The organism is Micrococcaceae bacterium Sec5.1 (assembly GCA_039636795.1).
Classification (GTDB): domain Bacteria; phylum Actinomycetota; class Actinomycetes; order Actinomycetales; family Micrococcaceae; genus Arthrobacter.
The window spans coordinates 1,898,124-1,910,941 of the sequence record CP143430.1 but is presented as its reverse complement, the minus strand read 5'-3'; the positions used below and the strand labels follow the sequence as shown (position 1 = coordinate 1,910,941).

12 protein-coding genes are annotated in these 12,818 nt (G+C 60.9%); 1 reads left to right on the top strand and 11 read right to left on the bottom strand.

Going from position 1 to position 12,818, the window contains the following annotated elements:
* Positions 1-182: 182 nt before the first annotated feature.
* Both hisD and VUN82_08830 read right to left on the bottom strand, forming a co-directional pair.
* Complete coding sequence (gene hisD / locus VUN82_08835; protein XAS73923.1) at positions 183-1,556, bottom strand: histidinol dehydrogenase; 1,374 nt, start codon at positions 1,554-1,556, stop codon at positions 183-185.
* A gap of 4 nt (positions 1,557-1,560) precedes the next feature.
* Positions 1,561-2,091: a hypothetical protein gene (locus VUN82_08830; GenBank protein XAS73922.1), complete on the bottom strand. Its 531-nt coding sequence runs from the start codon at positions 2,089-2,091 to the stop codon at positions 1,561-1,563.
* Between the two features lie 114 nt (positions 2,092-2,205).
* On the opposite strand from VUN82_08830, the gene VUN82_08825 reads away from it, so the two are divergent.
* The gene (locus tag VUN82_08825) at positions 2,206-2,706 is read left to right on the top strand and encodes a flavin reductase family protein (protein XAS73921.1); all 501 of its coding nucleotides are present in this window, start codon (positions 2,206-2,208) and stop codon (positions 2,704-2,706) included.
* A 9-nt stretch (positions 2,707-2,715) separates the two neighbouring features.
* Here the strand turns inward: VUN82_08825 and dnaE are convergent, their stop codons facing one another.
* From dnaE to ftsZ, 9 genes are all read right to left on the bottom strand, one after another.
* The gene (dnaE, locus tag VUN82_08820) at positions 2,716-6,273 is read right to left on the bottom strand and encodes a DNA polymerase III subunit alpha (GenBank protein ID XAS73920.1); all 3,558 of its coding nucleotides are present in this window, start codon (positions 6,271-6,273) and stop codon (positions 2,716-2,718) included.
* A 69-nt stretch (positions 6,274-6,342) separates the two neighbouring features.
* On the bottom strand, positions 6,343-7,269 hold the full coding sequence (locus tag VUN82_08815; GenBank protein ID XAS73919.1) for an RluA family pseudouridine synthase: 927 nt from the start codon (positions 7,267-7,269) through the stop codon (positions 6,343-6,345).
* Positions 7,262-7,870 carry a signal peptidase II gene (lspA, locus tag VUN82_08810; GenBank protein ID XAS73918.1) on the bottom strand — a complete coding sequence of 203 codons (609 nt, stop codon included), beginning with the start codon at positions 7,868-7,870 and terminating at the stop codon, positions 7,262-7,264. Before lspA ends, VUN82_08815 begins: the two co-directional genes overlap by 8 nt.
* A 99-nt stretch (positions 7,871-7,969) precedes the next feature.
* Positions 7,970-8,668: a DivIVA domain-containing protein gene (locus tag VUN82_08805; protein ID XAS73917.1), complete on the bottom strand. Its 699-nt coding sequence runs from the start codon at positions 8,666-8,668 to the stop codon at positions 7,970-7,972.
* A 170-nt stretch (positions 8,669-8,838) separates the two neighbouring features.
* Positions 8,839-9,126 (bottom strand): YggT family protein, encoded by a 288-nt coding sequence (locus tag VUN82_08800; GenBank protein ID XAS73916.1) that lies wholly within the window; start codon positions 9,124-9,126, stop codon positions 8,839-8,841.
* Between the two features lie 132 nt (positions 9,127-9,258).
* Positions 9,259-9,792: a cell division protein SepF gene (gene sepF, locus VUN82_08795; protein XAS73915.1), complete on the bottom strand. Its 534-nt coding sequence runs from the start codon at positions 9,790-9,792 to the stop codon at positions 9,259-9,261.
* 85 nt (positions 9,793-9,877) lie between these two features.
* Positions 9,878-10,654, bottom strand: coding sequence for a YggS family pyridoxal phosphate-dependent enzyme (locus VUN82_08790; GenBank protein XAS73914.1), 777 nt, complete (start codon positions 10,652-10,654; stop codon positions 9,878-9,880).
* Entirely contained in the window at positions 10,647-11,357 is a 711-nt protein-coding gene (locus tag VUN82_08785) for a polyphenol oxidase family protein (GenBank protein XAS73913.1), read from the bottom strand. The genes VUN82_08790 and VUN82_08785 overlap by 8 nt, the downstream gene beginning before the upstream one ends.
* Positions 11,358-11,381: 24 nt before the next feature.
* Positions 11,382-12,602, bottom strand: a complete 1,221-nt coding sequence (gene ftsZ / locus VUN82_08780; protein XAS73912.1) for a cell division protein FtsZ — start codon at positions 12,600-12,602, stop codon at positions 11,382-11,384.
* Between the last annotated feature and the right edge of the window lie 216 nt (positions 12,603-12,818).

The following is a 12,818-nucleotide window of genomic DNA, read 5'->3' as shown; positions in this document are numbered from 1 at the left end:
TGATCAGCTCCGGCCCACGTCCGAGCGGCAGTGTGCCGGAAACGCAAAGGTGCCGGAAGATTCTCTTCCGGCACCAGTTTACGTTCGATGACACCGTAATGACAAGCTTGTAATTACTACATGTAGTGGTGTTGACCCGTATATGTTGTGGTCAGGTCCCGTTTACCCTGCTGGTTTCGATGTCAGCGTTGCCCGCTGAAGCGGATCCTGACTGCATCCCCATGGCCTGGAAGGTCCTCGGCCCCGGCCAAACTCACGATGTGGCCGCTGACCTGTTCCAGAGCCGCACGGTTGTAGTTGATGACCTGCACTGCGCGCAGGAAGGTGGTGACGTTCAGCCCCGAGGAGAAGGCAGCAGTGCCGCTGGTGGGCAGCACGTGGTTGGATCCGGCACAATAATCGCCAAGGCTCACGGGACTGTAATCCCCCACGAAAATGGCGCCCGCGTTGCGGATCCGCGCCGCCACCGCCGGTGCGTCCGCCGTCATGATCTCAAGGTGTTCAGCGGCGTAGGCATTGCACACGGCAATCGCCTGTTCCAGGTCATCCACCAGCACTACACCCGATTGCGGACCGGAGAGTGCCTCAAGGACGCGTGCGCTGTGCTTCGTGGCGGCTGCTTGCCGTGCCAATTCACCCACGACGGCGTCCGCCAGGTCAGCGGAGTCCGTCACCAGGACAGAGGCGGCTTTGGGATCGTGCTCCGCCTGGCTGATGAGATCGGCAGCCACGAGCGCGGGCTGGGCAGTGGAATCGGCCAAGATAGCGATCTCGGTAGTCCCCGCCTCGGAATCGATGCCAACGACTCCCTTCACCAGCCTCTTGGCAGTGGCGACGAAAATATTGCCAGGCCCGGTGACGAGATCCACAGGCTCGATAGGAGGCACTCCCTCCGAACCGGGGATGCCGTAGGCAAACGAAATGATTGCCTGGGCACCGCCAATTGCATAGACCTCATCGATGCCCAGCAGCGCTGCCGCCGCAAGGATTGTAGGGTGCGGGAGGCCGCCGAAGTCCTTTTGGGGCGGTGAAGCCAGAGCGATGGATTCGACACCCGCAGCCACCGCGGGAACAACGTTCATGATCACCGAGGAGGCCAAGGGCGCGAGGCCGCCGGGAACATACAGCCCAACACGCCCCACGGGAATCCAGTTCTGGCTGACAACCGCACCATCAGCCAAAGCGACGTCAACATTTGCTGGACGCTGCTGATCGGCGAACTGTCTGGCCCGGCTGATGGACTCTTCCAGCGCGGCACGGACAGTGAGATCAATGTCAGCAAGGGCCTTGGCAAGTGCGTCCACCGGCACACGCGGGTGGGACTGTTCAACGCCGTCGAAGGTCCTTGCAAGTTCCGTCAGCGCGGCGAAGCCACGGCTACGAACAGCTCCCATAATGTCCAGGACCTTCTGCTCCGCATCGGCCATCGTCTGATGCTTGGCCCTGGGTACCGCGGCGCGCAGCTCAGCCAGGGAGAGGTGGCGGCCGCGGAAATCGATACTGCGGAAATTCAAGGATGCAGTGGCAGGGGCGGAAGTATCCGAAGAAGTGGTCACCCGCCTATTTTACGGGCTTCCTGGAAAGAACCCCGAACAGCGCAAGTACGAACGTCACGAAGGCGATGGCGCCCGGCCACAAGACGAGGACGGCGTACGAGCGGAGGGTGAAACCGTATTCCGCACCCAGTGAAGGATCCGGAGCGGGGCCCCACAGCTGCCCTGCAACCAAGCCAACCACCCAGGCAACCGCAGCGCCGGCGGCTCCCCCTGCCAGTGCCAAGGCCAGCCGCCTGCCGACCCCAGTCCCCTGGAGCTTTCCGTCGAGCAAGAGGCCAGTGACACACCCGGCCACCAACATCAGGGCGGCAAGGGCCAGATCGCGCGGCAGCCACGAAGCCGGGTTGGCAGGATTTGCCAGATCGGGGTTGCCCGAAACCAGGTTCCCCCCGCCCGGGGCCAGGATCCACCAGAGAATGCCTATGGCTACCCCCGATGCCGCCGGCAGGACAAGCCACAGGGCGTCCCGCGAACGCCGGGGAGTTGCGGCGTCGGTCTGGACTTCCGCGGGAACGTGCACAGTGGGCTCAGTCATGGAACTCACATTAACAAAGGTTCGTGTGTGCTCATTAAAATGGAGAAGTGGGGCACAGGGAGGAATACCCTGAGAGAAAGACGCCCCCGACCCAGTTCCAGGAGATTCATCAACGTGGCAAGCGAACTATCCGGCTTCGAAAAGACGTTCAGGGAAATGTTTCGCCGCCATGCCGCCGGGGTGGCCATCATCACAGCCAACCTGAATGGCAAGCCTTTTGGCTTCACTGCCACCTCCGTTGCATCCCTGTCCGCCGAGCCGCCACGTTTCACCTTCAACATGGCCCGAAGCTCAAGTTCCTGGCCGGCCATCGCCAATGCCAACTACATTGGCGTGCACATGCTCGGACTGGAGAACCAGGCGCTGGCAGATCGCTTCGCCAAGACACGGGACCGCTTCGAAGGCGACCACTGGGAGCCAGGTCCTTACGATGTGCCCATTCTCAAGGACGTAGCAGGTTGGCTGGTGGGAAAGATCCAAATGCGGTTGTCGTTTGAGAACAATGCCGTGGTGGTCGTGGAGGTCGTCGACGGCCAGGTGGGCGACGACGGCGCTCCCCTGCTGTATCACGGTGGCGGCTATAGCCAGCCGAGGCCCCTCGACTACGAAATCTAGCCCACTGGACTAATTATCCAGGCAGGCCGGACCCAGCAGCACTTTCAGGTCACCGAAGAGCGATGGGCTGGGGTTGACCCTCATGTGCACGGGAAGCCCCATGACCTCCACTTTGGTGTCCCCCATGAGCTTAAGCCGCACCTCGGAGTTGCCCCGATGTGTCCGCAGCACATCCCGAAGGTCGGTAACCACTGCCTCGGTGGCCTTGAACGTTGGAATGGTGATCACCACCGGTCCGTTCACGCTCTCACTGAGGTCCGGCACCGAGAGTTCCATGCAGTTCAGCGTCACGGCTCCATCATCCCTGCGCTGCAGGCGCCCCTTGACCACCACGATTAAGTCTTCAGCCAGGACGGAAGCGATGGGCCCGTACACCTGACCGAAGAACATGACCTCCATGGAGCCGCCCAGGTCTTCAATCTCGGCACGGGCGTAGGCGTTGCCACTGGCCTTGGCGATCCTGCGGCTCAACGACGTGATCATGCCCGCGATGGTGACAATCGCGCCGTCGTGCGGTCCGTCCTCGGCAATGATGGAAGTAATGGACTGCTCCGCATGCTGGCTGAGGACGCCTTCCAAGCCCTGCAAGGGGTGGTCCGAAACATAGAGACCCAGCATGTCGCGCTCGAAGGACAGCTTGTCCTTCTTCTCCCATTCGGGGAGGTCCGGAATTTCCGTGGTCAGCGAAGCTTCAGGTTCCTGGTCCTCGAAACCGGCGAACAGATCGAACTGGCCGATTGCCTCGTTGCGCTTGAGTGTGATGACGGAGTCGATGGCCTCTTCATGGATCATGGCCAAAGCACGGCGATGGTGTCCCAGTGAGTCGAAAGCGCCAGCCTTGATCAAGGATTCGATGGTGCGCTTGTTGCAGACAACTGCAGGGACCTTCATCAGGAAGTCCTTGAAGGATGTGTAGTTGCCTTCCGTAGTCCGTGCAGAGACCATGGCTTCCACCACGTTCACGCCGACGTTTCGGATGGCCCCCATGCCGAAGCGGATGTCCGTTCCCACGGGAGTGAAGTTCAACGAGGATTCATTGACATCCGGCGGAAGAACGGTGATGCCCATCCGGCGGCACTCGTTGAGGTAGATAGCGGACTTGTCCTTGTCATCACCAACGGACGTGAGGAGGGCAGCCATATACTCGGGCGCATAGTGTGCCTTCAAGTAGGCAGTCCAGTAAGAAATGACCCCGTAAGCGGCCGAGTGCGCTTTATTGAAGGCGTAGTCGGAGAACGGAAGCAGAATGTCCCAGAGCGTTTTGACGGCGGCCATGGAGTAGCCGTTGTCCTGCATGCCTTGGGAGAAGCCGGCGAACTGCTTGTCCAGCTCCGATTTCTTCTTCTTGCCCATGGCACGGCGCAGGATGTCGGCTTGGCCCAGCGAGTAGCCGGCAAGCTTCTGCGCCACGGCCATAACCTGTTCCTGGTACACAATCAGGCCGAAGGTCCCACCCAGGATTTCCTTGAGCGGCTCTTCCAACTCCGGGTGGATGGGAATTACTTCCTGGATCCCGTTTTTGCGCAGGGCGTAGTCGGTGTGGGCGTTGGCGCCCATGGGTCCAGGCCGGTACAACGCGAGAACTGCGGAGATATCTTCAAAGTTGTCAGGCTTCATGAGCTTGAGGAGGGACCGCATGGGTCCACCATCGAGCTGGAACACACCCAAGGTGTCACCGCGCGCCAGGAGCTCATACGATGCAGCATCGTCGAGTTCCAGGTTTTCCAGGTCCAGGTCAACGCCGCGGTTCATCTTGATGTTTTCCAGGGCATCCGAAATGATCGTCAGGTTTCGGAGGCCCAGGAAGTCCATCTTGATCAGGCCGAGGCCTTCGGACGTCGGATAATCGAACTGGGTGATGACCTGGCCGTCCTGGAAACGGCGCATGACAGGAATGACGTCGATGATGGGATCCGAGGACATGATGACGCCCGCCGCGTGAACACCCCACTGGCGCTTCAGTCCCTCAATACCCAGCGCGGTCTCGAAGACTTTGGCGGCCTCGGGATCGGTGGCGATCAGCTGGCGGAAATCTCCCGCTTCGCTGTAGCGCTTGGATTCCGGGTTCTGGATGTCCGCCAAGGGAATGTCCTTGGCCATGACCGCCGGCGGGAGTGCCTTGGTCAGCTGCTCGCCCATACTGAACGGGTAGCCAAGCACACGGGAGGAGTCCTTGAGCGCCTGCTTGGTCTTGATGGTTCCATAGGTGACGATCATCGCCACGCGCTCGTCGCCGTACTTCTTGGTGACGTAGTCGATCACCTCGGAGCGACGGCGATCATCGAAGTCGACGTCGAAGTCGGGCATGGAAACGCGATCCGGGTTGAGGAAGCGCTCGAAGATCAGGCCGTGCTGGAGCGGATCAAGGTCAGTAATACGCATGGCGTAGGCCACCATGGAACCTGCACCGGAACCACGCCCCGGACCAACACGGATCCCGTTGTTCTTGGCCCAGTTGATGAAGTCGGCGACCACCAAGAAGTACCCGGGGAAGCCCATGGAGGTAATGACCCCGAGTTCGTAGTCAGCCTGCTTGCGGACATTGTCCGGAATGCCTTGGGGATAGCGGTACTTAAGGCCGGTGTCTACTTCCTTGACCAGCCAAGAGGTCTCGTCTTCCCCGGGAGGACAAGGGAAGCGCGGCATGTAGTTGGCGCCCGTGTTGAACGAAACCTCGCAGCGCTCGGCGATGAGCAGCGTGTTATCGCAGGCCTCCGGGTGATCGCGGAACAGCTCCCGCATTTCCTGCGGAGATTTCAGGTAGTAGCCACTGCCCGAGAAGGCGAAGCGGGAGCCGCCGTTGTCGTACGTCGGTTCCAGGAGCGTGGAGCCGGACTGGATGGCCAACAAAGCTTCGTGGGCCTTGGCATCGTGTTCATGCGTGTAGTGGAGGTCATTGGTGGCCACCAGCGGGAGGTTGAGCTCCTTGGCAAGGCGCAGGAGATCCCCGGTAACGCGCCGTTCAATGTCCAGCCCGTGGTCCATCAGTTCGCAGAAGTAGTTTTCCGCCCCAAAAATGTCGCGGAACTCTGCGGCGGCTTCGACAGCCTCGCGGTAAAGGCCGAGCCGCAGCTTGGTCTGGACTTCCCCGGAAGGGCAACCGGTAGTCGCAATGAGCCCTTCGGAGTACGTATTGAGCAATTCCCGGTCCAGCCGCGGCCACTTACCAAAGACAGAATCCAGCGATGCGATGGACGAGGCCCTGAACAGGTTCCTCATGCCGACGTTGTTGTAACTCAGGAGCGTCATGTGGGTATACGAGCCACCACCAGAGACATCGTCCTTACGCTGGCTTTCGTCGCCCCAGCGAACGCGCTCCTTATCCCCGCGGGCAGTACCCGGGGTCACATAGGCCTCGACGCCGATGATCGGCTTGATGCCCTTGTCCGTGGCCTTGCGCCAGAAGTCGAACGCACCAAAGAGGTAGCCATGGTCAGTGGTAGCCAGGGCCGGCATGCCCAGGCGTTCGGTTTCATCGAACAGCTCACCCAGGCGGGCCGCTCCATCCAGCATGGAGTATTCGGTGTGGGTGTGCAGATGGACGAACGAATCATTGCTGGAAGTCACCACGACAGTCTACCGTCCCGCCTCCGACAAAATAGGGAACCTTGGACCGGGCCGGCCCGGAAGGGTTGCCTAGGCTGAGCCCGTGGCCAGCAGGTCCAAGGCGTATTGAAGGTCCGCTGGGTAGTCGCTGGTGACTTCCACCCACTCGCCGGTCCGCGGGTGCGTGAAGCCCAGTTGCCGTGCATGAAGCCACTGTCGGGTGAGTCCCAAGTTTGCTGCGAGACGGGGATCAGCACCGTAGGTGAGATCGCCGGCGCAAGGGTGCCGCAAAGCAGAGAAGTGGACCCTGATCTGGTGCGTCCGGCCCGTTTCCAGGTGCACCTCCACCAACGTAGCTTTACCAAAGGCTTCCAGAACCTCGTAGTGGGTCACCGAGGGCCGGCCGTCTTCTATAACTGCAAAGCGCCAGTCGTGGCCAGGGTGGCGGCCGATCGGGGCATCAATAGTGCCCTCAAGTGGATCCGGAAGTCCTTGGACAACCGCGTGGTAGACCTTGTCCACCGTCCGCTCCTTGAAAGCCCTTTTGAGGACCGTGTAAGCATGCTCCGTCTTAGCCACAACCATCACGCCGGAAGTGCCGACGTCGAGCCTGTGGACAATGCCCGCACGCTCGGGTGCTCCCGACGTCGAAATCCGGTACCCGGCTCCAGCCAGGCCGCCGACCACCGTGGGTCCCACCCAGCCCGGCGACGGATGCGCCGCTACTCCCACTGGCTTGTCGATGACGACGAATTCCTCGTCATCCAACAGGATCTTCAAGCCTTCCACAACTTCCTCCACGACTTCCAGGGGATCCGGCCGCTCGGGAACCGTGACGTCCAACACCGCGCCCGCAACAAGCTTTGCCGATTTGCCGAGAGCCGCACCGCCACTGGTGACGTTGCCTTCGGCAATCAGCAGTGCCGCAGCAGAACGGGAAATGTCCAGCAAACGTGCAAGTCCAGCGTCAGCCCGCGCTCCTGCAAGGTCCTCAGGCACCACAAGCGACTCACTCACCGACGCTCTCCTCATTGGAGCCCCCAGCGGGCTCGGCTGGCTTGGCTGTTTTTGGTGCTGCCACTTGCCGGGTGCCGTCCATGCCCACCCCGCGCAGGGTCAGCAGGCAAATGATCACAACGCCGGACACCACGGCTGAGTCGGCGATGTTGAAGATGGCAAAGTTCGGTACCTGGATGAAATCCACCACATGACCCATGGCAAAGGACGGTTCACGGAACAATCGATCCGTCAGATTGCCCAATGCGCCACCGAGCAGCAGCCCAAGCGACAATGCCCACCAGGCGGAGCCGAGCCGCCGCAACTGCAAAAGAATGGCAACGGAAACCCCGGCCATGACGATCGTGAAGACCCATGTGACATTCTCACCAATGGAAAAGGCAGCCCCGGAATTGCGGATGTAGTACCAGTGCAGCAACGGTGGCAGCACTGGAATACGCTCACCTTCTGTCATGGTGCTGGTCACCCAAAGCTTGGTGAGCTGGTCAAAGGCGTAGGCAAAAACTGCAAAACCCGCAAAGAGCCAGATCATTGCAGGACGCCATTTGCGTCGGACGGGAAGTGCCGGCCGCGATGCGTCGTCGGTGAGGTCGTCGGTCATAGTGCTTTCGTTCGTGGAGCGTTGTGGGCTGCTACCAGGGTGTTAACAGCAAAAGCCGGTGGCAGAGGAGACCTCAGCCACCGGCTTTTAGAATACTTGCTAAACGTCTGCGGTTGCTTCGCCGACCTCAGGGGCAGCGACGGAACCACGGGCGTCGAGGTCGCGCAGCTGGCCCTCGATGTAGGCCTTCAGGCGCGAGCGGTAGTCGCGTTCGAAGCCACGGAGCTGCTCAACCTTGCGTTCCAGGACCGAACGCTGCTGCTCAAGGGCGCCAAGGATCTTGCGGGACTTCTCCTGGGCGTCGTTGACGAGACTGGAAGCCTCGATCTGCGCCTCAGCGATAATCTTTTCCTTCTGCTGTGCACCGTCGGCAACGTGCTTGTCGTGCATCTGCTGCGCCATGGCCAGCAGTCCTGCAGCGGACTCAGCAGTAGGCGTCACACCGTTGCTGGGAGCAGGTGCCTTGGCAGCGGCGGCAGCCGCAGCGGCCTGCTCGGCTTCCTTCTTCTTGGCAGCTTCAGCAGCCTTCGCCTCGGCTTCCGCCTTGGCCTCGGCTTCCTTGTCCACCTTGACCGGGGCCGGAACCTTCTCGACGACCGGAGCCGCAGCAGTTGCCGCGGGCACAGCCGAGCCAGCTTCGCCGAGCTTCTTGCGAAGTTCGTCGTTCTCCTGGTTCAGGCGGCGCAGTTCAACCACGATCTCGTCGAGGAAGTCATCTACCTCGTCCTGGTCGTAGCCTTCGCGGAACTTGGTCGGCTGAAAGCGCTTGTTGACAACGTCTTCTGGCGTCAAAGCCATCTGGTCACCTCGTTGGTCTAGTTAGTCAGTAGGCCTTCCGGCCGTTCAAAACTACGGTACCTAAATATCATCTGGTTCCTCCAATTCAACACCATCGTGTTGAATTGGAGAATTTGCGGCCTTCGAACCCTCGCGTGCCCCCGGTTCCGCGGTACAGCATCAGTGCGCAGCTACGCCAGGCCGCTGCTCACCGCCATGGCGATGCTCACGGCGATAATCAGGATCAGGAAGCCCAGGTCCAAGGAGATTCCACCCATTTGCAGTGGCGGTATCAACTTGCGAAGCCTTCTCAGTGGTGGGTCTGTCACGGAGTAGACAACATGGGCTGTTACCAATGCCACACCGCGGGGCCGCCATTGACGGGCGAACATCTGAACCCATTCGAAGATCAGCCTGATGATAAGGGCAATGAAAAACAGCAACAACACAATATAGATAAGGCCGAAAACAATGCCCACGAGTTAGCTCAGATCTCCCACTTGTTCCGGAATGCCGATCAGTCCCTGCTCTTGAAACGCCGATCGGTCCTTACTATTGCAACACAGATGCCAGGCAGGTTGACCCGCCTGGCATCCTCGTAGCGATCGTTCTTAGCTCTGGTTGAAGAAGCTGGCCTGGGTTTCGCTGGCCTTCTTGTCGTCCCCAATGACTTCCACATACGACGGCGACAACAGGAAGACCTTGTTGGTAACCCTTTCGATGCTGCCGTGGAGGCCAAAGACCAAACCGGCCGAGAAGTCCACCAGGCGCTTGGCGTCTGCCTCGCCCATGTCGGTGACATTCATGATCACGGGAATGCCATCCCGGAAGCTCTCGCCAATAATTTTGGCGTCATTATAAGAACGCGGATGAACTGTGGTGATCTGCCTCAAACCCGAGGCATCTTCGCGGCTGGACGCCGCACGCTTAATGGGTGTCACGGGTGCGCGGTATTCCTCTTCGGCGTCAACAGTGGGCATTTCACGGACAACTTCCCGGACGGGTGCAGGCGCTCGGCGCTCTTCCCGGTCCTGTGCCTGGGGGCGTTCTTCGTCGTGGTGCGCGACGGCCTGCTCAGATTCGTAGTGTTCATCGCCGTCGGCGAGCCCAAGATAGATCATTGTCTTGCGCAGAGCGCCAGCCATGGTGCACTCCTATCGTTTCTGCAGTAGGCGGGCCGCCATGACTTGACATATTGGAACCCCGGCCCGTCATTCCAATACTTTGACGCTACCCCACGGCCGGACGCGAACCGAGAATATCGGAGCCAATTCTCAGGTGTGTCGCCCCGAACTTGATAGCGGCTTCAAGGTCCTGGCTCATGCCTGCTGATATTCCTGAAGCAGCCGGATGATTGGCCCGCAGTTCTGCGGAAACAACCGCAAGTCGTTCAAACGCCGCTTCCGGATCGGCGCCCAGCGGGGCCACAGCCATTACTCCAGCAAGCCTCAGTCCGGGCGCGGAAGCGATCTTTGCCGCGAGGGATTCCACCTCCGAGGGATGGGCACCACCACGGTGCGCCCCGGCGTCGTCATCCAAACTGACTTGGATGTAGCACTCAAGGTCTTTCCGCCCCGTGACGTCCTGTTCACGGGCGACTGCCTTTTCCAGGGCGTCGATCACCTGTAGACGATCTACTGACTGCACCGAGTAAGCGTATTTGGCCACGGATTTCGCTTTTTTGCTCTGTAACTGGCCAATGAAGTGCCATCGGACGTCCAGGTCTGCGAGCTCGGCACTTTTCCCCGCGGCCTCCTGGTCCCGGTTCTCGCCGACATCCTGGACTCCGAGCGTGGACAGTCGCCGGACATCAGCTGCCGGATGGAACTTGGTCACGACGATCAGCCCGGGCCGATCCGTACGTCCCGCTGCAGCCGTCGCCGCTCCAATCCGTGTCTTAACGGCCTCGAGCCGGCGGGCGAGTTCAGTGGTGCGTGCATCGCCGGACGGGGCAACGCCGGACGGGGCATCGCCGGACAGGGCATCGTCATGTCCAAGGTTAGTCATGAGTCCACACCAAACCTGCGAATCGACCCGTACGGGAATCCCGCCGGTAGGAAAAAAGGGAGTCATTTTCCAGGGTGCACTCCCCTGAGTACTCAACCGTGACGTCACCTTCAGCCAACTGGGCGCGAACACCGGCGGGAAGGTCCAAAGCAGGCGTTCCCCACGATGTACTCGACCAGGCGGCGGGTGCCACCGCGGCAACATCTTCGCGAAGCTGCTCGGGAACCTCATAGCAGGATCCACAAATGGAGGGCCCCAGCCAGGCGCGGATGTTCAGGGCACCGAGCCTGCGCAGCTCGTTGACGGTTGCCGGGACAACGGAAGAGGCCACGCCTGGCCGTCCTGCGTGCGCGACAGCGATGATGGGACCACGATCGCCTGCATCTCCAACAAGGACCACAGGAACACAATCAGCCACCATGACGGACAATGGCTGCGCAGCCTGGCTACCTGAAGGCGTGGAAACCATTGCATCCGCAGTGGGACCGGGGCCGTAGCTCGAAATAAGGGCGACCTCATTGCCATGAACCTGGTCCATGTACTGAAAGCTACGGTTTCCCAGGTTCGCAGCATAGTCCAACCGGGCACGACGCTCGGTCACATCCCCGGGGTTGTCCCCCACATGGAGGGCCAGGTTCCCGGCGCCTGTGTCCGTGAAGGCCACAGAAACGCCGGGCTGTACTTCATTGCGCCACCAAAACACGGGATATTGACTCTCGAAGCCCGCTTACTTCAGGAAATCAGGAACGTCGAGGTCATCCGAGCGGCTGCCCGACAGGTCCGGCTCGACAACGGCAGGAAGGTCGACGTCGAAGCCGGAGTCCGCCGGGAGCGCCGACGGACGCTGCTGGCCCCAATTGCTCAAGCCTGCCGCGCCGATGCCTGCAGTTGCATGCTGCGGTGCGTTTGCGTTGGAAGGAGCCGTGTTTGGCGCAGCAGGACGCTCGGCAGGCACGGGGTTCTGCGCCGGACGCGACTGGTCCATGGACGGAGAGGTTGCCTTGACGTCGTCGAATCCAGCGGCAATGACGGTGACGCGGGCTTCGTCGCCAAGGGCGTCGTCGATGACCGCGCCGAAGATGATGTTTGCCTCCGGGTGCGCGACTTCCTGCACCAGGCGGGCTGCCTCGTTGATTTCGAACAAGCCGAGGTCTGAACCACCCTGGATGGACAGCAGCACGCCATGCGCGCCGTCGATGGAGGCTTCCAGGAGTGGCGAGGCGATGGCCAACTCGGCAGCCTTCACTGCGCGGTCTTCGCCACGGGCGGATCCGATACCCATGAGCGCAGAGCCCGCACCCTGCATGACGGATTTGACGTCGGCGAAGTCGAGGTTGATCAGGCCCGGGGTGGTGATGAGGTCCGTAATGCCCTGGACACCGGAAAGCAGTACCTGGTCAGCTGAGCGGAAAGCGTCCAGGACGGAGACGTTGCGATCGCTGATGGACAGGAGTCGGTCGTTGGGGATGACGATCAGGGTGTCGACTTCATCACGCAGGGCGTCGATGCCGGCCTCGGCAGAGCCCGCGCGACGGCGGCCTTCGAAAGTGAAGGGGCGGGTCACCACGCCAATGGTCAGCGCACCCAGGGAGCGGGCGATGCGTGCGACTACAGGGGCTCCGCCAGTACCGGTGCCACCACCTTCGCCAGCCGTTACGAAGACCATGTCAGCGCCGCGGAGAACTTCTTCGATCTCGTCAGCGTGGTCTTCGGCGGCCTGCTTGCCGACCTCGGGGTTGGCTCCGGCGCCAAGGCCGCGCGTAAGCTCGCGACCGACGTCGAGCTTGACATCGGCATCACTCATGAGGAGCGCTTGCGCGTCAGTGTTGATGGCAATGAACTCGACGCCCCGGAGGCCGACCTCGATCATTCGGTTGACTGCGTTCACGCCACCGCCGCCGATGCCGACGACCTTGATGACGGCCAAGTAATTCTGCGGTGCTGCCACGTTTCGTGCCCCTTGCTTGTGTCCTATAGCGAAACTGATCGAGTCCAACTTGAATCCTTGGACCTTAACCCTCTAGTTGAAGGTTATAGTTATGTCAAGTAACTCTACTGCGACGGTATTTCCTCCGCTTCGCACATGCAATGACCGCTTGCGCGTGTCGCTTGATTGTCGCGAAATAAGGTCACCGAGGCCCGCAGGTTACGTGCTCAATGCTCT

What these genes read in the sequence shown, in the direction of transcription:
- VUN82_08830 (XAS73922.1), bottom strand. Translation starts at nt 2,091, where the DNA reads ATGACTGAGCCCACTGTGCACGTTCCCGCGGAAGTCCAGACCGACGCC.
- lspA (XAS73918.1), bottom strand. Translation starts at nt 7,870, where the DNA reads ATGACCGACGACCTCACCGACGACGCATCGCGGCCGGCACTTCCCGTC.
- VUN82_08805 (XAS73917.1), bottom strand. Translation starts at nt 8,668, where the DNA reads ATGGCTTTGACGCCAGAAGACGTTGTCAACAAGCGCTTTCAGCCGACC.
- sepF (XAS73915.1), bottom strand. Translation starts at nt 9,792, where the DNA reads ATGGCTGGCGCTCTGCGCAAGACAATGATCTATCTTGGGCTCGCCGAC.
- VUN82_08790 (XAS73914.1), bottom strand. Translation starts at nt 10,654, where the DNA reads ATGACTAACCTTGGACATGACGATGCCCTGTCCGGCGATGCCCCGTCC.